At 63.6% G+C, this 20885-nt stretch carries 17 protein-coding genes and 2 pseudogenes; 10 read left to right on the forward strand and 9 right to left on the reverse strand.

Features of this window, described 5'->3' with window-relative positions:
- Positions 1–94: 94 nt before the first annotated feature.
- The 5 genes from cysN to LDP01_RS08585 form a co-directional block, all read right to left on the reverse strand.
- A complete protein-coding gene (cysN, locus tag LDP01_RS08565) occupies positions 95–1507 on the reverse strand; it encodes a sulfate adenylyltransferase subunit CysN (RefSeq protein ID WP_224088460.1) in 1413 nt (470 codons plus the stop codon).
- Positions 1508–2455 carry a sulfate adenylyltransferase subunit CysD gene (gene cysD, locus LDP01_RS08570; RefSeq protein WP_224088462.1) on the reverse strand — a complete coding sequence of 316 codons (948 nt, stop codon included), beginning with the start codon at positions 2453–2455 and terminating at the stop codon, positions 1508–1510.
- Positions 2452–3165 (reverse strand): phosphoadenylyl-sulfate reductase, encoded by a 714-nt coding sequence (locus LDP01_RS08575; protein WP_224088465.1) that lies wholly within the window; start codon positions 3163–3165, stop codon positions 2452–2454. Before LDP01_RS08575 ends, cysD begins: the two co-directional genes overlap by 4 nt.
- The gene (locus LDP01_RS08580; protein WP_224088467.1) at positions 3162–4904 is read right to left on the reverse strand and encodes a nitrite/sulfite reductase; all 1743 of its coding nucleotides are present in this window, start codon (positions 4902–4904) and stop codon (positions 3162–3164) included. The genes LDP01_RS08575 and LDP01_RS08580 overlap by 4 nt, the downstream gene beginning before the upstream one ends.
- Before the next feature lie 152 nt (positions 4905–5056).
- A complete protein-coding gene (locus tag LDP01_RS08585) occupies positions 5057–5824 on the reverse strand; it encodes a sirohydrochlorin chelatase (RefSeq protein ID WP_224088469.1) in 768 nt (255 codons plus the stop codon).
- Here LDP01_RS08585 and LDP01_RS08590 point away from each other — a divergent pair, their 5' ends adjacent.
- Both LDP01_RS08590 and LDP01_RS08595 read left to right on the forward strand, forming a co-directional pair.
- A complete protein-coding gene (locus tag LDP01_RS08590) occupies positions 5825–6496 on the forward strand; it encodes a trimeric intracellular cation channel family protein (RefSeq protein ID WP_224088471.1) in 672 nt (223 codons plus the stop codon). It begins immediately after the preceding gene.
- A gap of 13 nt (positions 6497–6509) precedes the next feature.
- The gene (locus tag LDP01_RS08595; protein WP_224088473.1) at positions 6510–6932 is read left to right on the forward strand and encodes an SMI1/KNR4 family protein; all 423 of its coding nucleotides are present in this window, start codon (positions 6510–6512) and stop codon (positions 6930–6932) included.
- Between the two features lie 408 nt (positions 6933–7340).
- Here LDP01_RS08595 and LDP01_RS08600 read toward each other — a convergent pair whose 3' ends face one another.
- From LDP01_RS08600 to LDP01_RS08610, 3 genes and pseudogenes are all read right to left on the reverse strand, one after another.
- Positions 7341–8444: a polyprenyl synthetase family protein gene (locus LDP01_RS08600; RefSeq protein WP_224088475.1), complete on the reverse strand. Its 1104-nt coding sequence runs from the start codon at positions 8442–8444 to the stop codon at positions 7341–7343.
- A 9-nt stretch (positions 8445–8453) separates the two neighbouring features.
- Positions 8454–9798: pseudogene (locus LDP01_RS08605) on the reverse strand (geranylgeranyl reductase family protein).
- Between the two features lie 22 nt (positions 9799–9820).
- Entirely contained in the window at positions 9821–10591 is a 771-nt protein-coding gene (locus LDP01_RS08610) for a demethylmenaquinone methyltransferase (protein WP_224088477.1), read from the reverse strand.
- A 91-nt stretch (positions 10592–10682) separates the two neighbouring features.
- Between LDP01_RS08610 and LDP01_RS08615 the strand changes: the two genes are divergently transcribed.
- The 4 genes and pseudogenes from LDP01_RS08615 (at position 10683) to LDP01_RS08630 (ending at position 14707) form a co-directional block, all read left to right on the forward strand.
- Positions 10683–12047, forward strand: coding sequence for an isochorismate synthase (locus LDP01_RS08615; protein ID WP_224088478.1), 1365 nt, complete (start codon positions 10683–10685; stop codon positions 12045–12047).
- A 158-nt stretch (positions 12048–12205) separates the two neighbouring features.
- Positions 12206–13006 (forward strand): ABC transporter substrate-binding protein, encoded by an 801-nt coding sequence (locus LDP01_RS08620; protein WP_224088480.1) that lies wholly within the window; start codon positions 12206–12208, stop codon positions 13004–13006.
- A gap of 102 nt (positions 13007–13108) precedes the next feature.
- Positions 13109–13900 carry an amino acid ABC transporter permease gene (locus LDP01_RS08625; RefSeq protein WP_224088482.1) on the forward strand — a complete coding sequence of 264 codons (792 nt, stop codon included), beginning with the start codon at positions 13109–13111 and terminating at the stop codon, positions 13898–13900.
- Positions 13901–13911: 11 nt separating this feature from the next.
- A pseudogene (locus tag LDP01_RS08630) lies at positions 13912–14707 on the forward strand (amino acid ABC transporter ATP-binding protein).
- Between the two features lie 218 nt (positions 14708–14925).
- Here the strand turns inward: LDP01_RS08630 and LDP01_RS08635 are convergent.
- On the reverse strand, positions 14926–15792 hold the full coding sequence (locus tag LDP01_RS08635) for a GntR family transcriptional regulator (RefSeq protein ID WP_224088484.1): 867 nt from the start codon (positions 15790–15792) through the stop codon (positions 14926–14928).
- A 268-nt stretch (positions 15793–16060) separates the two neighbouring features.
- On the opposite strand from LDP01_RS08635, the gene LDP01_RS08640 reads away from it, so the two are divergent.
- The 4 genes from LDP01_RS08640 (at position 16061) to LDP01_RS08655 (ending at position 20831) form a co-directional block, all read left to right on the forward strand.
- Positions 16061–17326 carry a RuBisCO large subunit C-terminal-like domain-containing protein gene (locus tag LDP01_RS08640; RefSeq protein ID WP_224088486.1) on the forward strand — a complete coding sequence of 422 codons (1266 nt, stop codon included), beginning with the start codon at positions 16061–16063 and terminating at the stop codon, positions 17324–17326.
- 1 nt (position 17327) lies between these two features.
- The gene (locus tag LDP01_RS08645; RefSeq protein ID WP_224088488.1) at positions 17328–18626 is read left to right on the forward strand and encodes a four-carbon acid sugar kinase family protein; all 1299 of its coding nucleotides are present in this window, start codon (positions 17328–17330) and stop codon (positions 18624–18626) included.
- 52 nt (positions 18627–18678) lie between these two features.
- Positions 18679–19722, forward strand: a complete 1044-nt coding sequence (locus LDP01_RS08650; protein ID WP_224088490.1) for a zinc-dependent alcohol dehydrogenase — start codon at positions 18679–18681, stop codon at positions 19720–19722.
- Between the two features lie 71 nt (positions 19723–19793).
- Positions 19794–20831: a 2-keto-3-deoxygluconate permease gene (locus LDP01_RS08655; RefSeq protein WP_224088492.1), complete on the forward strand. Its 1038-nt coding sequence runs from the start codon at positions 19794–19796 to the stop codon at positions 20829–20831.
- Positions 20832–20885 lie beyond the last annotated feature (54 nt).

Genomic DNA, 20885 nt, shown 5'->3' on the forward strand with positions numbered 1-20885 from the left:
ATCGCTCAATGAAAAAACCGCAGCTTGTTCGAAGTCCCCCGCCGTACAAGGCCGGGATTTTCGAACAAGCTGCGGTCTATCTGACTTTTCGACCTTAGATGACGTAGCGCTCGTCTTCGTGATCGCCAGGGTGGTCCTTGACCAGGCCGGCGGCAAGGGTGTTGCCGTCGATGGGGTCGATCACCAGGAACGCGCCCGTACGGCGGTGGTGCAGGTAGTTCTCCAGCGGCAACGGAGCAGCCAGGCGAAGCTGGGCGTGTCCGATGTCGTTGAGCTCAAGGCTCGAGGCAGGCTCCACGTTGAAGGTGGCCAGGTCCAGCTTGCCGGTGACGTTGCGAACCAGGGCCTGGACCGTGCGCGTACCGTGCTTCACCAGGACCTTCTGGCCCTCGCGCAGGGGCTTGGGCGAGAGCCAGCACAGCGAGGCGTACAGGTCAGCCGTGCTTTCGCGGACCGTGCCTGCGGCAGCGATGGTGTCGCCACGGGCGATGTCGATCTCGTCAGCCAAACGAACGGCAACGGACTGCGGAGCAGCCGCTTCCTGAAGTTCCTTGCCGGCGAAGTCGATGCCGGTAATCCGGGTGATACGAGGCTCGTGGCCCGGGCTCAGAACGGTGACTTCGTCGCCAACCTTGACGGAGCCCTCAGTGATCTGACCTGCGTAGGCACGGTAATCGCGGTATGCCTCCACATCGAGCCCAGCCGCCACGGCATCCGGTGCCAGGGCGCCCTGCGGACGGATGACCAGCTGCACCGGGAAGCGGAAGCTCTCCAGTTCGGCCTCCAGCTCGTCAGCCGCCGGCAGGGTTTCAAGGACCTCAAGCAGTGCGGGACCGGTGTACCAAGGGGTGCGGTCAGAGCGGTCCACGACGTTGTCGCCGTCGAGCGCCGAAACCGGCACCACCAGCAGGTCAGCCACGCCGTCGGAACCAAGTCCCAGCTCGCGGGCGACCTTCTGCACGTCAGTTTCGATGTCGCGGAACACCTGCTCGCTGAAGTCAACGAGGTCGATCTTGTTCACTGCCACAATGACGTGGGCAACGCGGAGCAACTGCAGCACGGACAGGTGGCGGCGGGTCTGCTCAAGGACACCCTTGCGTGCGTCGATCAGCACGACGACGGCATCCGCAGTGGACGCACCGGTCACCGTGTTCTTGGTGTACTGAACGTGGCCAGGGCAGTCCGCCAGGATGAAGCTGCGGCGGTCGGTGGCGAAGTAGCGGTATGCGACGTCGATCGTGATGCCCTGCTCGCGCTCGGCACGGAGGCCGTCGGTCAGGAGGGCGAGGTCGATCCCGCCCTTGTCCCCACCGAAGCCGCGGTCCGCAGAGGTGCGGGCAACGGCGTCGAGCGTGTCAGCAAGAATCGCCTTCGAATCGTGAAGGAGGCGGCCCACCAAAGTGGACTTGCCGTCGTCCACCGACCCGGCAGTAGCGAAGCGGAACAGCGTGGACGGGAGCGGCGCAGACTCAAGCCCGCCATCCAGGAATACGGTATCGGTGCTCATTTAAAAGTAGCCGTCCTTCTTGCGGTCTTCCATGGCTGCCTCGGAGATGCGGTCATCTGCTCGGGTGGCGCCACGTTCGGTCAGGGTGGAGGCAGCGACTTCAACAACGACGTCGGCCACGGTGCGTGCGTCGGATTCGACGGCACCGGTGCAGGACATGTCGCCCACCGTGCGGTAGCGAACCAGCTTGGTGATGACTTCCTCGTGCGGCAACGGCTCGGAAACCTCGCCTACCGCACGCCACATGCCGTCGCGGGCAAACACCTCGCGCTCGTGGGCGTAGTACAGGCTGGGGAGCTCAATGTTCTCGCGCTCGATGTAGCGCCAGATGTCCAGCTCGGTCCAGTTGCTGATGGGGAACGCGCGGACGTGCTGGCCCACGGTGTGGCGGCCGTTGTACAGGTTCCACAGCTCGGGGCGCTGGTTGCGCGGGTCCCACTGGCCGAACTCATCGCGGAGGCTCAGGATGCGCTCCTTGGCGCGGGCCTTGTCCTCATCACGGCGGCCGCCGCCGAACACGGCGTCGAACTTGTTGCGCTGGATGGCATCCAGCAGCGGAACGGTCTGCAACGGGTTGCGGGTACCGTCGGCACGCTCGGCCAGTTCGCCACGGTCAATGAACTCCTGGACCGAACCAACAACCAGCTTCAAGCCAAGACGCTCAACGGTGCGATCACGGAAGTCGATGACCTCCGGGAAGTTGTGGCCGGTGTCCACGTGCAGGACCGGGAAAGGAACCTTGCCCGGCCAGAAAGCCTTGGTGGCCAGGTGCAGCATGACCACGGAATCCTTGCCGCCGGAGAACAGCAGCGCAGGCTTCTCGAACTCAGCAACAACTTCACGGATGATGTGAATGGCCTCGGACTCAAGGGTGTCCAGGCTGGAGAGGCGCGTAGAGACAGCGGCTTCAGTCACCAGGGTGGACTCCTCAGTTGTGTATGTGCTCATGTGTGTAGTCCGCATTCTGTCTTGTCGGATCCTGCCCAGCGGCCGGCGCGGGGATCTTCACCCGGGGCCACCTTGCGGGTGCAGGGCTGGCAGCCGATGGACGGGTAGCCCTGGCTCAGGAGGGGGTTGACGGGAAGGATGTTGTCCTCGGAGTACTCGACCAGCTGGTCGAAGGTCCAGTCGACCATCGGGTTCACCTTGACCAGGCCAAAGCCCTCGTCCCAAGTGATCACCGGCGTGTTGGTGCGGGTGGGTCCTTCGTCGCGTCGCACACCGGTGAACCACACCTCGTAGCCGCCAAGTGAGCGGCGGAGCGGCTCTACCTTGCGCAGCGCGCAGCACTGGGCGGGGTCGCGGGCGAACAGGTCCTTGCCCAGCAAACGGTCCTGCTGTTCCACCGTGTTCTCCGGGAGGACGTCCACCACGTTGACGCGCAGGTTGGCGGCGACTTCGTCGCGGGTTTCGTACGTTTCCTTGAAGTGGTAGCCGGTCTCCAGGAACAAGACGTCGACGCCGGGAAGCTGGTCAGCGACCAAGGCCGGCAGTACGGCGTCGGCCATGGAGCAGGCGACGGTTACTGCGGGCAGCTCGAAGTTCCGGGCAACCCAGGCGATGACATCGCGGGCGGGAGCATTCCAGCCGAGCTCTGCAGCCCCGGCCTCGGCCAGAGCCTTGAGTTCTTCATTGGAACGCTTGGTTGCAACTGTCACTGGAGGTCTCCTTCATCTGCGGAGAGTGCCCACTCCGCGAAGGTCTGGCCCTCGGCGCCAGTGGCGACGAACTTGCGGACCACACGCTCCACGTAGTCAGGCAGGTTTTCGACCGTGACCTTGAGGCCGCGGACGGTACGTCCCAAACCGGCTTCCTCACGCTCGTTGTTGGCCAGCCCGCCACCGAGGTGAACCTGGAAACCCGGGGTGGGGTCGCCGTCGGGCGTTGGCAGCATCATGCCCTTGAGGCCGATGTCCGCGGTCTGGATGCGGGCGCAGGAGTTGGGGCAGCCGTTGATGTGGAGGGACAGTGCCTGGGGCAGCTGCTTGGTCTCCACGAGGTCAGCCAGGCGGCGTTCCAGTTCGGCGATGGCCGTAGCCGCGGTGACCTTGGTTTCCACGATGGCCAGCTTGCAGAACTCGATGCCTGTGCAGGCGATGGTGCCGCGGCGGAACACGGACGGACGGGCGGAAAGGCCCAGGGTGTCCAGTTCAGCGATGAGCGGCTCCACCTGCTCCTTGGCAACGTCCAGGATGACGAGCTTCTGGTGAGGAGTAGTGCGCAGGCGGTAGCTGCCGTGCTGCTCCAGCGTGTCGGCGAGCTTGACCAGCGCCTCGCCGGACGTGCGGCCCACCGTGGGGGTCACACCGATGAAGAACTTGCCGTCCTTCTGCTCGTGGACACCGATGTGGTCGCCGGGAGCCGTCGGCTTGGGAGCGGCGGGGCCGTCCGGAAGCTTAAAGCCAAGGTATTCGTCTTCCAGGATCTGGCGGAACTTGGCCGGACCCCAGTCGTTCATCAGGAACTTCAGGCGGGCCTTGGTGCGCATGCGACGGTAGCCGTAGTCGCGGAAGATGCTGGTGACGCCCAGCCACACTTCGGCGGCGACGTCGGCCGAGACGAACACACCGAGGCGTTCGGCAAGGCGCGGGTTGGTGGACAAACCGCCGCCAACCCAGAGGTCGTAACCTGCGCCGAGCTCGGGGTGGACGACACCCACCAGGGCGAAGTCGTTGATCTCGTGCACTACGTCCTGGGACGGGTGGCCCGTGATGGCGGTCTTGTACTTACGAGGCAGGTTGGCCAGCTCCGGGTCGCCGATGAAACGCTCGGCGAGCTCGTGGATGAGCGGCGTGGGGTCGATGATCTCGTCCTTGGCGATGCCGGCAACCGGGGAGCCGAGGATGACGCGGGGAACGTCGCCGCAGGCTTCGGTGGTGGACAGGCCGATGGATTCGAGGCGGCGCCAGATTTCGGGCACATCCTCCACGCGGATCCAGTGGAGCTGGATGTTCTGGCGGTCCGTGAGGTCGGCCGAGCCGCGGGCGAAGTCCACGGAGATCTGGCCGATAACGCGCAGCTGCTCGGTGGTCAGCGCACCGCCGTCGATGCGCACGCGCAGCATGAAGTACTTGTCTTCGAGCTCGTGCGGCTCAAGGGTTGCGGTCTTGCCGCCGTCGATCCCGGGTTTGCGCTGGGTGTAAAGGCCCCACCAGCGGAAACGGCCGTGAAGGTCGGTGCCGTCGATCGAGTCGAAGCCCTCTTTGGAATAGACAGACTCAATCCGCTCACGGACATTCAGCCCGTTGTCTTCCTGCTTCCAGGTTTCGTTGGCGTTGAGCGGCGCAGTGCCATCAACCTTCCACTGGCCGTGGGGCTTGGCGGCAGGGCGGGTGCGTGCTGGGCGCGAGGGGACTGCGGAGTCCGCGGGCGCACCGGCTACAGCTGTATCTGTCATACGTCGACTTTAGGTCTGGCCACTTTTCGTCAGCAAAGGTCCGGAAACGCTAAGTCACCTAGGGAAACATTTCGTCACGAACACGCCAGCGGCCTTGTCCCGGGAGCCTGTATATGCAGGTCCTTTTTGGGCTCCCTCCGCGCCAATAAAGGTTAGGACGCCCTTGCCAACACTGCGTCGTAACGCTCCAGCGCTATCTCCGCCAGAACCGGCGACGGCAGCAAAGGAGCCGTAACAATGTCCGCCCCAGCCTTAGCCAGTTGGTCGTGGAAGTAGCCCGTTGCCAGCAGGTACGAGGCGACGAAAACCCTGCCGTTTGCCCCGTCTTCGGCGAGTTCGGCGCGCAAGGAGGCGACGCCGTCGGGCACTGTTGGCTGCGCACTGGCACCGTAGGCGACGCGAACCTTGTTCGGCAGCAGCTCAGCGAGTTGGCGCGCCTGCTCCTCCGAGTCCACCGAGCCGTCCGGAAGGGACGATCCTGCGGCAGCCAGCAGCACGCCGTCGTTCTCCTTCAGTCCGGCGGCGCGCAAGTGGGTGGCAAGCAGCTCCGCCAAGCGCGGGTCCGGACCCAGCGGCCTCGCGGCCACTACTTCCGGCCGGCTCTTGATCGCCTTGGGCACGTCCACCTTGATGTGGAAGCCGGTACTCAACAAAAGCGGTACGACGACGGCGGCGGTCCCCTCAGGCAGACCCTCCACCACCCCGGACAACTCGGGTTCCTGCACGTCCACGTACGCCTCAAGGACCTGCAGGCCGGGGCGCAGGGCTTCGATTTCGGCCATGACGCGACGGATGGCGGCCTGGCCTTCGGCGTTGCGGGTTCCGTGGGCACAGGCGATCAAAACGGGGCTGTTCATGGGAGCTAGCGTAACGTTGAGCCAGCACCTACTGAGAGTCGCAGGCAGAAAGAACCCGTCCACTTGATTTCCATCGACATTGTCCTTCTGTGGCTTGACCTGGTCGGCGTGTTCTTCTTCGCGGTCTCGGGTTCGCTGCTGGCAGCCCGCAAACAATTCGACATCGTGGGTTCAGTGCTCCTCGCCTCCATCGTCTCGCTGGGTGGCGGTGCGATCCGCGACGTCGTCATCAACGCCGGACCACCCGTTGCTTTCACAAACCCGGTCTACCTGATTCCGCCACTGCTCGCTGCGCTGCTGGTGTACTTCCTTTTCTCCTCTGTGCAGCGCTTCACCTCCCTGTTAACACTGTTCGACGCCGGCGGGCTGGCCCTTTTCTGCATCACCGGGACGCTGAAGGCGCTCACGTCCGGGATGAATCCGGTGGCTGCAATCCTTTTGGGTGTCACCACGGCAGTGGGCGGCGGCCTGCTCCGCGACATCACCGCCAACGAGGTTCCAACCCTTTTTGATGCACGCGACATCTACGCGCTACCCGCGTTTGTGGGGGCCGGATTGACCACCCTGCTCTGGCACCTTGGCCTGTTCAGCGGGCTCACCGCATGCCTGGTGGCCGGCATTGTTTTCGCCTTCCGCGTCACAGCCTGGAGGCGCAGTTGGTACGTGCCACTGGCCGTGCGCGGATGGCAGCGTGCGGGCACCGGGACGGGCGCAATTTCGGGTGCCCGCGATTAGCTAGGATAAGAGCATGACTGACATGTTCCTCGAGAAGTTCCGCGCGCTGGTCCCAAAGTATCTCGAGGATGAATGGCAGGAAGAAGACGGCCTTACACCAGAGGAACTGGACGAGGCCCTCGCCGATCACTCCTTTACGATCCCCCTGGCTCTGCGCGAGTTCTACCTTGCCCTCGGTGGTTGCGAGGACCTCATGGAGGCGTACCACTACTTCTGGGATCCCGAAGAACTCGAGGTGGATGACGAAGGCTTCCTCATGTTCCTCGAGGACGAAGAGGAACAATTCACCTGGGGCTTCCGCATCGCCGACGTCAGCATCCCGGACCCCATCGTCTGGCGCCGCAACAACGCCCGCGGCCAGTGGAAGAGCGAAGAAGGCACGTTCTCCGAATTCGTCTTCGACATGTTCGAGTGGGCGTTCAACGACGAAGACTAAGTTCTGACTGGCAGCCCCTGCGCTCCCCTTGATGGGCGGTGCGGGGGCTGTTTTTATTTGGGCTGGCGATGGCCCTCCCTTGAGGTCTTGCTGTTAAACGGAATGGCCCCGGTCCGCTGCAACGTTACGAGTCATACGCTGCACCGAACCGGGACCACAATCTCCGTTCGCATCAGACCCACCGGAGGCATTTAGTGGATCCGTGAATAGCTTATGACAACTCTGTCACATACGCAACTTTTTGCGTCAATGATTTTCCAACAACCATGATCTTATTTACGGAACCGTGGAGTTTTCCATATAGCTGAAAACACAGCACATTAAGCAACGCGGGGTCACTTACGGCCCATAAATCCCCCAGGGATGGGCCGTAAGTGACCCCGCGTTGCGTTAAACGGAACGAGGAAGTTAGCTGCTCCGGTCCACCACTGCGTGCGCGAAGTTGGTCAGCGACGTCTTAACAACGCCCTCAGGCAGCGGCGCCAGAGCCGAAATGGCCTCCGAAGACCACTGGCGGGCGATCTTCCAGGATTCGGTGGTCACAGGGTGTTCGCGCAAACCAGCCACAGCATCGGCAAGGGCGGCATCGGACGTCAAGTCGCCGTCCACCAACTCCAGCAGGGCAGCCGCGGTGGAATCCCCCGCTGCAGCATCCCGGCGGAGCAGGAGCACGGGCAAGGTGGGCACGCCTTCGCGGAGGTCGGTGCCCGGGGACTTGCCGGACTTGACCTTCACGCCGGTGACATCGATGACGTCGTCGGCAAGCTGGAAGGCCACGCCCACCTTTTCGCCGTATTCAACCAACACGTCCTCGTATGTGGGATCGGCTCCGGCGAAGATCGCGCCAAGTTGGCCGGAGGCTGCAACCAGGGAGCCAGTCTTGTCGGCGATGACGGAGAGGTAGTGCTCCACGGCGTCTTCGTCCTCGCGCGGGCCCACGGTCTCGTGGAGCTGGCCGAGGCAAAGGCGTTCGAAGGTGCGGGCCTGGATGCCGAGGGCACGGGAGCCGAGCTCGGAAACGAGGATGGAGGCGCGGGCAAAGATGAGGTCGCCGGTGAGGATTGCCACCGAGTTGCCCCACACTTCATGGGCCGTCGGGGCGCCGCGGCGGAAGGGTGCGGAGTCCATGACGTCGTCGTGGTACAGGGTTGCAAGGTGCGTCAGTTCAACAACAACTGCCGCCTGGACCACCTCGGGACGGGATGCGTCTCCCAGGTGTGCGCACAGCAATGTGAGCAGCGGACGGATGCGCTTGCCGCCGGCTTCCACCAGATGGCGCGACGTTGCGTCAGCAAGGGGGTCCGAGTTGGAGATAGCTTCGCGAAGCTTCTTTTCCACGCGGGCCAGGTTGGTGGTGATGGCTGGGCCGAGTTCGGCGTCGCCGGCGATGGCGGCAAAACCGGCGGGCAGCTGGAGCCCTGTGGCGATGGCGGTGGTGTTGGGGGCAGGCTCAACAGTGTCCGGCAGACCGTGCCCGGCATGCGTCCAGCTGTGTTCGGCAGAGTTCGTCACGGCTTAACCCTAACTAGTTGTTGCGGAAACCGCGGTGTCGGAGTCTGCCGCCTTAAAAGGACGGACAGGGGAAGTGTTGGACGTGGCCGGGACGAGCATCTCAAGGACGCGGATTACGCGGTCTTCGAAGCCCTTCGCGGACGGGTCCGTGAGATTGGCGAGCATACGCACCACGAAGCGCATCAGCATCGGAATGGGCATGCCTGTGCGCAGTGCGAGCTTCATGACGGCAGGCTTCCCGATCAAGGAAGCAAACATGCGCCCCAAAGTGAAGTGCGATCCCCACTGGTCCCGCACATAGTCCGCGTACCGCGAAAGGTGGGCGTCGGCGTCGTCGGCGGTCCATCCGGCGGAAGCGGAACGTGAAGCAGAGTCAATAAGGAACTCAGCCGCGAACCGGGCCGACTCCATGGCGTAGGAGATACCCTCGCCGTTGAAGGGGGACACCATGCCACCGGCGTCGCCCAGCAGGAGCAGTCCGGGTGAGTAGTGCGGCGTGCGGTTGAAGCCCATGGGCAGCGCGGCACCGCGGATCTCCCCCACTTGATTCTCGGGCGTGAAGCCCCAATCGGCGGGCATCCCAGCCGTCCACTCGCGCAGGACCTGCTTGTAGTCCAGCTTGCCGAATTCCTTGGACGAGTTCAGGATTCCCAGGCCAACATTGGACGTTCCGTCGCCGACCCCAAACACCCAGCCGTAGCCGGGCAGCGGCTTGCCGGACTTGCCGGGGAGCTCCAGCCAGCCTTCCATCCAGTCGTCTTCGTGCCTGGGAGATGTGAAGTAAGTTCGCACGGCGACGCCCAACGGACGGTCATCACGCTTGTGCATACCCAGCGACACAGCGGTGCGCGTGGAGTTGCCGTCCGCAGCGAGTACGACGTCGGCATGGAAGTCACGCGTTTCGCCCGTCTTGCGTCCGGACTCGTCGAGGATGGACGCCCGTGCGCCGATGACGCGGCCGTCGTCGGACTGCAGGGCGGACGTGACGCTGTGGCGTTCAAGCACGACGGCGCCCGCGGCCTGTGCGTGACGGGCCAACTCTTCGTCGAAGCCCAGCCGGGTCCGAATCAGTCCGTAGGTTGGAAAGTCTGAAACCTCGGGCCAAGGCAGCTCGATGGTACGGCCGCCTGCAATGAGTCGAAGACCCTTGTTTCGGCGCCAGCCCTCGGACTCAGCATGCGGCAATCCGAGCTTCTGGATTTCACGGACCGCGCGCGGAGTGAGACCGTCGCCGCAGACTTTTTCGCGGGGAAAGGAGGTCTTCTCCAGGACTGTGACATCAATGCCGGCCCTGGGCGAGGTAATACGCGGCGGTGGACCCGGCGGGTCCCGCGCCAACAATCAGTACTTTCACGTCGTCCTAAATAAGTGGCACGTCAGGTGGGCTGGCTGCCGGACCGGCGCGGTTTGATCTGGCGGCGAAGCTTGGCCACGGGCACGCTTTCGCGGTGCTCGGCCGGCTTCTGCGCGCGGTGTACGGCAACGATGCCGCCGCTGAGGTTGCGGTAGGTGATGTCCGTCCAGCCAGCGTCGCTGAGCCACTGGGCAAGGTGGTCCTGATCCGGCCAGGCGCGGATCGACTCTGCCAGGTAGACGTAGGCATCCGGGTTGGAGGAGACCTTGGTGGCGATGGCCGGGAGGGCGCGCATCAGGTATTCGGTGTAGAGGTTGCGCCACAGCGGCACCACGGGGTGCGAAAATTCCGCGATGACCAGCCGGCCGCCGGGCTTGGTGACGCGCAGCATTTCCTCGAGGGCTTTGCGCGGTTCAACAACATTCCGCAGGCCGAAGGAAATGGTGGAAGCGTCAAAGCTGTTGTCCGCGAACGGCAGGTTGGTGGCATCTCCGGCGATGAAGTCGATGTCCGGGCGGCGGCGTTTGCCCACTTTGAGCATGCCCAAAGAGAAGTCGCAGGCCACGACATCCACGCCGGCATCGGCATACGGTTCGCTTGAGGTGCCCGTTCCAGCGGCGAGGTCCAGGACCTTCTGGCCCACCTTCACATCCATGGCATCCACTACGATGCGGCGCCACCGACGCGTCTGCCCCATGGAGAGGACGTCATTCACGACGTCGTATTTGGGGGCGACATCGTCAAACATCGTCGCAACTTCGTCCGGACGCTTTTCCAAGGATGCTCGGTTCACCCTGCAATTGTCTCAGACATTCAGCCGACTTTGCTGCGCTGTAGAACTCGGCTCAGGTTCTGGCGGCACGCGGGAGTACTGTTGTTCCATCATGACGAGCACGCTCCGTACCTTGACAGTCCCCCTCGATGTCGAATCATCCTCCGGGGGGCTGCCGTCGTTTCTGGTCCGGGACGACGTCCTCTGCTGGTCACGCCGCGAAGCCGGTCTGGTGGGGTACGGCGAGCTGACACGGTTCAACGCCTCGGGGCCTGAGCGCTTCCTTGAGGCTGATATCTGGTGGCGGCACCTCATTCTTGAGGCCGAAATCATCGATCACGTGGAGATCCCGGGCACTGGCCCGGTTGCGTTCGGCTCGTTCGCTTTTTCCAAGATGTCCCCGCACGTTTCCCGGCTGATCGTCCCTGAGATGGTGGTCGGCATCCGCGATGGCCGCGCTTGGGCCACCCAACTGACTTTCGACGACGCCGAGCTCACCGAGGCGGGCGTCCTCGCCGCCCTGGACCGCTGGCTGACAAGCACCGACCCATATGAAGCCGATGGTGAGGCCACTACGGCAGGGGGGTCCGACGTCGGGCCGTCACCTGACGCTTTTTCGCCCAACGGTGCGGCTGGTTACCTCAGCCGGGGGTCGTTGAGCGAAACGGATTGGATGCAGGCTGTCTCCAACGGCGTGGCGGAAATCCGCACCGGCAAGCTGGAGAAACTTGTCCTGGCGCGCGACGTCGTAGCCAACCTGCCTGCCGGCGTGAACGCTGCGGAGGTGCTTCGCCAGCTGGCGGCACGGTACCGGGAATGCTGGACGTATGGCGTTGACGGCCTGGTGGGTGCGACACCGGAAATGCTGATTCAGGTGGAGGGTCGCACGGCTCAGGCCCGCGTTCTGGCCGGCACGTTGGATCGCCGCGACGCCGAAGGTGTGGACGGATCCCCCATGGCCTACGCCGAGCGGGTTCTGGCCGGATCTGAAAAGCAGCGCCACGAGCATGAGATTGCGATTGATTCGCTGACCCGCCAGCTGGCGCCGTTTTCCGAGGCGATGAACTCCCACAGCGAGCCCTTCATTCTGGAACTGCCCAATGTGTGGCATCTGGCCTCGGACGTCAAAGCTGAGCTTGCTGATATTGAAGGTCATGTGCCCACGTGCTTGGCCCTGATCAATGCGCTGCATCCAACCGCGGCAGTGTGCGGAACACCTACTTTGGTGGCCGGTGCGCTGATCCGGAAACTGGAGCACCTGGACCGTGGCCCCTACGCCGGGCCGGTGGGTTGGCTTGATGCTGCCGGCAATGGCGAATGGGGCATTGCTTTGCGCGGCGCGGTCATCGAGGACGCCAACACAGTGCGCCTTTACGCGGGTTGCGGGATCGTGGAAGGTTCCCAGCCTGAGGCTGAGCTTGCCGAGACATGGGCCAAATTCCGGCCAATGCTCGAGGCCCTGGGGATCCAGCGCTGAATCTGGGATCTCAGACTGGGACTCGCGGGCGGCACTTGCATATTCGCTAAACTAGTTATCTGATAGTGAAACTAAGTTTCCTGTGATGCACATCTCACGTTGGGCGCTACACTAAAACCGACTCAGCTCAGCATCCACTGCAACAAAAGGTAAAAAACATGCAGATCTCCCGTTCGGTTCTGTCCGGCACCAAGATGGCCGCCGTGCTCGCAGCAGGCGCCCTGGCCCTGACCGCCTGCGGTGGCGCCTCCACTCCGGCTGCCTCGAGTGGCTCAGGCCCCAAGCTCATCAACGCCGGCAAGCTCACTGTGTGCTCGGATGTCCCCTACGAGCCCTTCGAGTTCCAGAAGGACGGCAAGATCGTCGGCTTCGATATGGACATCGCCAACGAAGTGGCCAAGGACCTCAAGGCCGAACTCAACGTGGTGGACAGCTCCTTCGAAGCAATCGAGACCGGCACTGCACTGACTGGTTGCGACGTCTCCATCTCCTCAATCTCCATCACCGACGTCCGCAAGAACGTCATGGACTTCTCCAACCCGTACATGGACGACGACCTGACCCTCGTGGCTACCTCGTCCTCGGGCATCAGCAACCTTGACGGTGCCAAGGGCAAGAAGGTGGGCGTCCAGCAGGCCACCACCGGCGCCCAGTACGCCAAGGACAAGGGAATCGACGCCCAGCAGTTCGAGGACTCCGGCCTCCTGGTCCAGGCCCTCAAGGCAGGCACCATCGACGCCGCCGTCGGCAACCAGTCGGTTCTGGGTTACGCCATCATGGACGATTCCAAGCTCAAGCGCGTTGAAGACTACGCAACGGGCGAGAAGCTGGGAATCTCCATCAAGAAGGGCAACACCGCCATGGCTGACGCCGTCAATGCGACCCTGAAGCGCCTCACCGATGACGGCACCCTGAAGAAGTTCGAGACAACCTGGTTCGGCGAAGCAACCAAGAAGTAGTCCGAGCCCCGGCTCCCCAGAATCACGCAGGCGGGCCCCGCAACGATCTGTTAAAGCAGTCCGTTCGGGGCCCCACCTGCGCACTACGAATGTGAGAACACCATGGCAATGACTGCACGTCAACGAGCCAAAGTCAGTCTGTACGTACAGGCCGGGATCTTCGTTGTGGCCCTGGCCGCAGTAATCCTCGCCGTGGATTGGAAGACCGTTGGAAACAGCGTCTTCAACTTCGCCAAAATCGGCCCGATGTTCCCCGACATCTTCCTGATCGGCCTCAAGAACACCCTCATCTACACGGCGCTTGCCTTCGTTGTGGGCCTCTCCGGTGGTCTGCTGCTCGCCCTGATGAAGCTCTCCTCCTTCCCCCTCTACCGCTGGCTCGCCACCGGATACATCGAATTCTTCCGCGGCGTCCCCGCCCTGCTGGTCTTCATCGCCTTTGGCTACGGTGTGCCCCTGGCCTTCGGTGTCCAGTGGGACGTCAACATCGTGGTCATGGTTTCCCTGGGCATGGTGGCCTCCGCCTACATCGCCGAAACCCTGCGCGCCGGCCTCCAGGCCGTGCCCAAGGGACAGATGGAAGCCGCCCGCTCCCTTGGCATGCCGCATTGGCGCGCGATGGTCTCCATCGTCATTCCGCAGGCTTTCAAAATCGTCCTTCCGCCGTTGACCAACGAGATCATCCTGCTCACCAAGGACTCCTCGCTGATCTACGTCCTGGGCCTCACCGCGTCCCAGTATGAGCTGACCAAGTTCGGCCGCGACGGCATCTCCAGCCTCGGAGCCGGCCTCACGCCGTTGCTCGTGGCGGGTGCCTTCTACCTGGTCATCACCATCCCCTTGAGCCTCCTGGCACGGAAGTTCGAAAGCCGCTCCGCGCGGACGAAGCGATAGGCAGGACAGTCATGAATAACTCCACCGGGAGCACCGCAGCCGTTCGCGCCGCAGGCGTGGACATCAAGGACCTCCGCAAGTCCTACGGCAACAATGAGGTTCTCAAAGGCATCTCGCTGACCGTTGAACCGGGCCAGGTCGTGTGCCTGATCGGGCCCTCGGGTTCCGGAAAGTCCACCCTCCTGCGCTGCGTGAACCTGCTTGAACACCCAAATGCGGGCACCATCAACGTGGGCAAGTTCGAGGCCACCGACCCCGACGTCGACCTCAACCGCATGCGTCAGAGCGTTGGCATGGTGTTCCAGCACTTCAACCTGTTCCCGCACCTGAGCGTGCTGGACAACTGCACCATCTCGCAGATGAAGGTCCTCAAGCGGTCCAAGTCCGAGGCCGCCGACGTCGCGCGCCGCAACCTTGAACGCGTTGGCCTTGGACACCTGTCCGATCGTTTTCCGGACCAGCTTTCCGGTGGCCAGCAGCAGCGCGTAGCCATTGCACGCGCGCTGTCCATGGATCCGCAGCTGATGCTCTTCGACGAGCCAACGTCCGCCCTTGACCCGGAGACGGTGGGTGATGTCCTGGCCGTCATGCGCAAACTGGCCCAGGAAGGCATGACCATGCTGGTGGTCACCCACGAGATGGGCTTTGCCCGCGAAGTGGCTGACCGCGTGGTCTTCATGGATGCCGGCGTCGTAGTGGAGGAAGGGCCCGGCGGAACACGTCATCAGCGCCCCGTCCCAGCCGCGAACCAAGGAATTCCTGCGCCGCGTCCTGGACCCGACGCATATCGACGTCGTGGAGGACTGACGCTTCACTGCCGCGCAAATTCGCTGGCGCCGCGCAAACGGGAGGGCGACACCTATATGTGGGTGTCGCCCTCCCGTTTCTGTGTCGCCGTAACTACCGCGAAATCCACCCGGTTCCCCGGCTATGCCCGTCTCGGAATATCAGCGTTTGTGGCATATCGGCTATGAGACACGGGGGTTCCGAGCGTGACTGGATCTGAGCCGAGGAATGGCCGCCTTCTAATGTGCTCCTCGCTCGAGATCTGCTAATTCTGATTCCATCTGCTGGGTCAGGTTCCGCAAGCGCCGGATGTGCTCTTGCGAGACACGTCCAGGCTGGGTTGTGACTTGCGCATCGACGTCGAAGACCGTGTTGGGGCTGTGCCAGACGTTGAACCATTCGAGGCCGTGGCCGAGGGCGTCGCGAGTAACTCCCTGGAGCAGGAGCAGTGGTTCGCGGGTATTGATGTTCAGCCTTCGGGCCAGGTCAGAATCTGATGAGACTGCCTGTACTTGGCGGGGTCCGCCGGCGGGGTGGTATCCGTGGTCGCGCATCAGGCTCAGCAGCGACGCGTCTTCGAGCAGTTCGGCCGTGAAGTGCGGGAAGAAGTCTCGCGGGACCCACGTTCGCATGAATGCTACGGGAAGGTCATCGAGGTAGCGGACCCGCTCGATTTTCCAGGTATTGGTGGTGTTGAGGGCGTCGATGCCCGATTGGGGTGGTTCGGACGGTTCCACGCTGATGACATGGGTGCGGAGGCGCTGGCCGTGCGCCGCGGCTTGTTCGTCCAGGCCGCCTGCGCGCTGCACGTGGCGTCGGAGCACGGGTGTCGATGCTACGACGCTGCCCCGGCCGCGTTGACGCCGGATCAGTCCAAGGTCAGAAAGTCCGGACAAAGCTTGGCGCACCACGCTGCGGGAGACCCCGAACTGCCTTTGCAGCTCTTCTTCTGTGGGCAATGAAGATCCTGGGGACAGTGCCATGTCCACGATCTGACGGTGAAGGATGTCCCGGATTTGAGCGTGGAGAGGACCGCCGCTGTCCCGGCTCAGTGGGCTGATGCGTCCCACCGGCTCCGCCGCTGCTTCTGCCGATTCCAAACTCACATTGACTCCTTTGCCGCTGTCCAATCTTAGCCCTGAAGCCTCGGTCCGCGATGGGGACCATACAACAACCGGCCTTGACGTGATCCACACCACCTATTATTGTACGTATCAAAGGTACGTACAACTTCGATCAACGGAATCACCGAAGATGCCGTGAAAGCGAAGTTCGAGTCACCTGCTTGAGCCCGCACTGGAGCGAGAGCGAAGTGAAAGTACCTGCAGGTGACATCGGATACGTAAGTTTCAAATCCCCCGAATTGGAGAGTCCATGCGCGACCCGCGCTCGGTGCGTTGCACCTACTACCTTGAGTCCGAGATTGACCCGGAGAAGGCCGCTGCCATCATGGCTGGCGAGCAGTCCAGCGGCACCTTCCTCCCGGTGCCGGGCGAGTCCGCCCGGATCCGGGAGCGACACGCAGCGCGGATCTCGGCTGTTCAGGAAATTGGCTTCTGCCGTCCTTCGCTGACATCCCGGGCAAACCCGGAAAAGGTCCGCGCTGCCGTGGTTACCGTTGACTTCCCGATGGAGAATGTCGGCACGGACCTGGCCACTTTGCAGACAGCCATCGCAGGCAACCTCTTCGAGCTGGGCGATCTTTACGCATGCAGGCTTCAGGACATTCGGCTGCCTGAAGATTTCGTTGCCGCCCACCCCGGGCCGGCCTTCGGTATCGAGGGCACGCGCAAGCTCATCAGCGATGTCCAGGGCGTCATGGTTGGCACCATCGTCAAGCCCAATGTAGGACTTTCCGAAGATGAATTCCGGCTCGTGGTCCGTGATCTGGCCATGGCCTCCATCGACCTGATCAAGGACGATGAGCTCATGACTGATCCGGCGTACCTTCCTTTGGAACGCCGGGTCGCCGTCGCCACGGAAGAGATCCGCGCTGCCGAGCAGCTCACAGGCCACGCCACCATGTATGCGTTCAACATCACCGGCGACCTCGCCGGGCTGCAAAAGCGCCACGACCTGGTGGTTGAAGCCGGCGGCCGCTGCGTGATGCTGAACATTCCAGTGATGGGAATGCCTGCACTGGCGCTGTTGCGAAGCTTCGCCGAGGTTCCCATCCATGGCCACCGGGCCGGCCTGGCAGCTTCCATGAGGTCCAAAGCCCTGGGTATGGATTACCGGGTATGGCAGCAGATGGCCCGTCTGGCCGGCGCAGACCACCTTCACGCAAGCGGACTGGGCAGCAAGTTCTATGAGCTCGATGAGGAGGTCGCCTCCAACATCCGCTGCCTGCTCGAACCTCTCGGACAGACCATTGCACCGCTTCCTGTTTTGTCCTCAGGTCAGAACGTCACCACCCCTGGCCCGACATTCGACGCAGTTGGTTCGACAGACCTGATGATGCTCGCCGGCGGCGGCGTCGCAGCGCACCCGGACGGACCCGGAGCCGGAGTGCGGAGTCTCCGCCAGGCATGGGAAGCAGCCGTGGACGGCGTGCCGCTGCAAAACGCAGCGGATCAACTCGCACACACCGGGGACGCCGCTCTCCTGCACGCAGTCCAGACATTCGGGAAAGGTGCCTGAGATGACCGCTTTCGGTTTCGTCGCCGATGACCTCACCGGAGCCGCCGATGTCCTCGCCCAAGCCCACCGCTACGGGCTCGAAGCTGCGCTTGTCATCGGGGACGCACCGCTGCCGACCGACACCGACGTCGTCGGGTTCGCAGGTCCGGCACGCTCGCTGTCCGGCGCAGCGTTCGACAATCTGGTCACCCGTGACCTCGCAGGCATCGCGGCACTGAACTTGGAAGTGCTGCTCTACAAGGTTTGCTCCACTTTCGACAGCTCGCCCACCATCGGCAGCATCGGCCGCGGGATCCAGCTGCTCCATGAACAGTTCCCGCTGCACGGACCCATCGCCGTCGTCCCTGCCCAGCCCGCTTTTGGCCGGTACACCGCATTCAGCAACCACTACGCAACCTACGCAGGGAAGATCTACCGTCTGGATCGTCACCCGGTCATGTCCCGTCATCCCTCAACGCCCATGTCCGAAGCGGACCTCCGTCAGGTCCTGGCCGAACAGCTCGGCGGAACCCAGGTACCCGGAGCGATCCACCTGCCCGCCTACCAGGACGGCACCTTCAAGGACTCCTGGGCCGACCGGCGCCGGGAACCCGGCGCGCAGGCCTTCGTGGTCGATGCCGTGGACGAACACCACATGGACACCGTCGCAGAAGCCCTCACCCGGGAAGAGCACGGTCACGGTCCCTCGATCGTGGTCGGATCCGGCGGGATCATGGCAGCCCTGGCAAGGTCGATCTCAGACCAAGCCCCACGCACCCCCGTCCCGGAAAAACCCTCGGGACCTGTACTGGCGGTCAGCGCCTCGGCCTCCAGCACCACAGCCGAGCAGATCGACGACGCGATCTCGAACGGCTGGGTGGACGTCCCGGTTCCTGGCGAACTCCTCCAACGCGATGACGCCGCCCGGATCCAGGCCCTCGATGAACGCGTTTCAGCCGCCCTACGATCAGGACGAAACGTCGTCGTTCACACCACCCGCGGCGCGGCAGACCCCCGCTACGGTACGAGCACACCATTGGACGCCGGATACGTCGGCACCCTGATAGGTGGCATCGCCGCCAGGATGGCCATAGCAGGGCTCACCCGGGACATCGCCGTCTGCGGTGGCGATACTTCCAGTCACGCACTGATCGCCATGGGCGTCCGCCAACTCCGGGTGTCGGACCAGTTCGTCACAGCAGGCCCAATCCTGAAAGCCGACGACGGCTCCGCCGTCGCAGGGTGCCGGCTCCTGCTCAAAGGCGGACAGGTCGGCCCGACCGACATCCTGCGCCGCTTCGCCGGCCAACTCCCCGGCTGACCCACAAGCAATTCCCTCCACGCATCACCAGAACCAACGAAAGGCGGCCCCCATGCGGGCAGTAGTCAAGAACGCAGCCGAGCGAGGCGTCACCTACGTCACCGACGCCGGCGACCCCAAAGCAACAGAAGGCTCAGTCGTCATCGAAGTCGGCGCAGCCTCCCTGTGCGGCACCGACCGCGAACTCTACGAATGGACCCCCTCAGCCCAGGCATTCAACCTCAACCTCCCCGTCATCCTCGGCCATGAAGGCGCAGGAACCGTCGTCGAGGTTGGCCCCGGCGTCACAGGACTGAAGGTCGGCGACCAGGTCGCCCTGGAAAGCCACCTGACCTGCGGCCAGTGCTTCCCCTGCCGAACCGGCGACGCACACACCTGCGAACGCACCGGCATCCTGGGAATGCATATCGACGGCGTCTTCGCCGAGTACGCGGCCGTCCCCCAGGACATCTGCGTCAAGCTCCCTGCCGGTCTGTCCCTTGAGTCCGGAGCCCTGCTCGAAGCAGCCGGCGTCGCCGTCCACGCGATCCAGCGGGCCAACTACTCCGTCGCAGGCCGGGCCGTGCTCGTCAGCGGTGCAGGTCCGGTCGGCCTCGTCGTCGTGAACCTGGCGCTGCTCATGGGCGCCTCCCACGTCATCGCAGTCGACCCCAACCCCTACCGCCGCGCTCAGGCCGAAAAACTCGGAGCGACCGCACTGCACCCCAACGACGGCATCATTGAACGCTGCCGGGAACTCACCGGCCGCCGCGGCGGATTCGACGTCGCCTTCGAGTGCTCCGGCGCGCCCGGCACCCTGACCACTCTTTTCGAAGCCGTCCGCCGGGAAGCCACCGTCATCACAGTCGGTCACCCCAGCCGCCCGGCTGAGGTCGATATCGCCGCATACATCAACAAGAAGGGCATCACCCTTCGCGGAATCTTCGGCCGCCGGCTCTGGGAAACCTGGGAACAGAGCCTGCTGCTGCTGGACTCCGGCAAGCTCGAACTCGACTGGCTCATCACCCACCGCAAGAAGCTGAGCGAAATCGACGAAGCAGTAGAGCTCCTCACGGGAGACGCCTGCAAAGTCCTGCTCATCCCCGGCCTCGGCTAAACACCCCCACCCGCGCCCCCCTCCAGGAACCCGCGGACCAAGCACACCCCAGCCATTCACAGGAGAAATCAATGTCGATTCCCATCAAGAAAGCCTTGGAAAAGGTCCCCGGCGGCATGATGCTGGTGCCACTCGGCATCGGCGCCGTCATCCACACCCTCGCCCCGGACGCTGGCAAATTCTTTGGATCCTTCACAGGTGCCTTCTTCACCGGCCTGGCACCGCTGCTGGCTGTATTCTTCGTCTGCCTCGGCGCAACACTAGAGGTCAAGTCCACGCCCTACATCCTCAAAAAGGGCGGCGTGCTCCTCGGCTCGAAAATTCTCTTCGCAGTTCTCATCGGCGTCATCGCTGGCCGATTCCTCGGCGAAGCTCCCATCGAACACGGAATCCTCGCCGGCCTGTCAACCCTCGCGCTGGTCGCAGCCCTGAACGACACCAACGGAGGGCTCTACATATCCCTGATGGGACAGTTCGGCCGCAAACGCGACGCCGGAGCCTACTCCATCCTGTCCCTGGAATCAGGGCCCTTCCTGACAATGGTCACCCTGGGAATCGCAGGTCTCGCCGCCTTCCCCTGGCAGGCACTCGTCGGCGCCATCCTCCCCCTCGCCCTGGGCATGCTCCTCGGAAACCTCGACAAGAACATGCGACACCTGCTGGCTCCGCTGGTACCAGCGATGGTGCCGTTCCTGGGCCTCGCCCTCGGCCTGACCATCAACCTCAACGCAGTCGTCGAAGCCGGACTGCTCGGCATCGCCCTCGGCCTGTTCGTGGTCTTCGTCGGAGGAGCGGTACTGCTCCTCGCCGACAAACTCACCGGCGGCGACGGCGTCGCAGGCCTCGCCGCAGCAACGACGGCCGGCAACGCAGCCCTCGTTCCCGCAATCATCGCCACAGCCAACCCTGTCTACGCCCCAGCAGCAGAACACGCCACCGTCCTCGTCGCAGCCTCGGTCGTCGTTTCCGCTGTGCTCTGCCCGATCGTGACCTCAGCATGGGCCAAGCGGGTGCAGAAAAAGGCGGGCCCAGCGGGCAGCGAAGACAACTCTCCCGAGCAGGAGGTACCAGCCCCCAAGCATGTAGGTAGTACCCCGGAACTGACCTAGCAGTACTAAAGGAAACGGGCGGGGCGTGCACAATGCACGCCCCGCTTCCCCGTA

Source organism: Arthrobacter sp. StoSoilB13, from assembly GCF_019977255.1.
Taxonomy (GTDB): domain Bacteria; phylum Actinomycetota; class Actinomycetes; order Actinomycetales; family Micrococcaceae; genus Arthrobacter.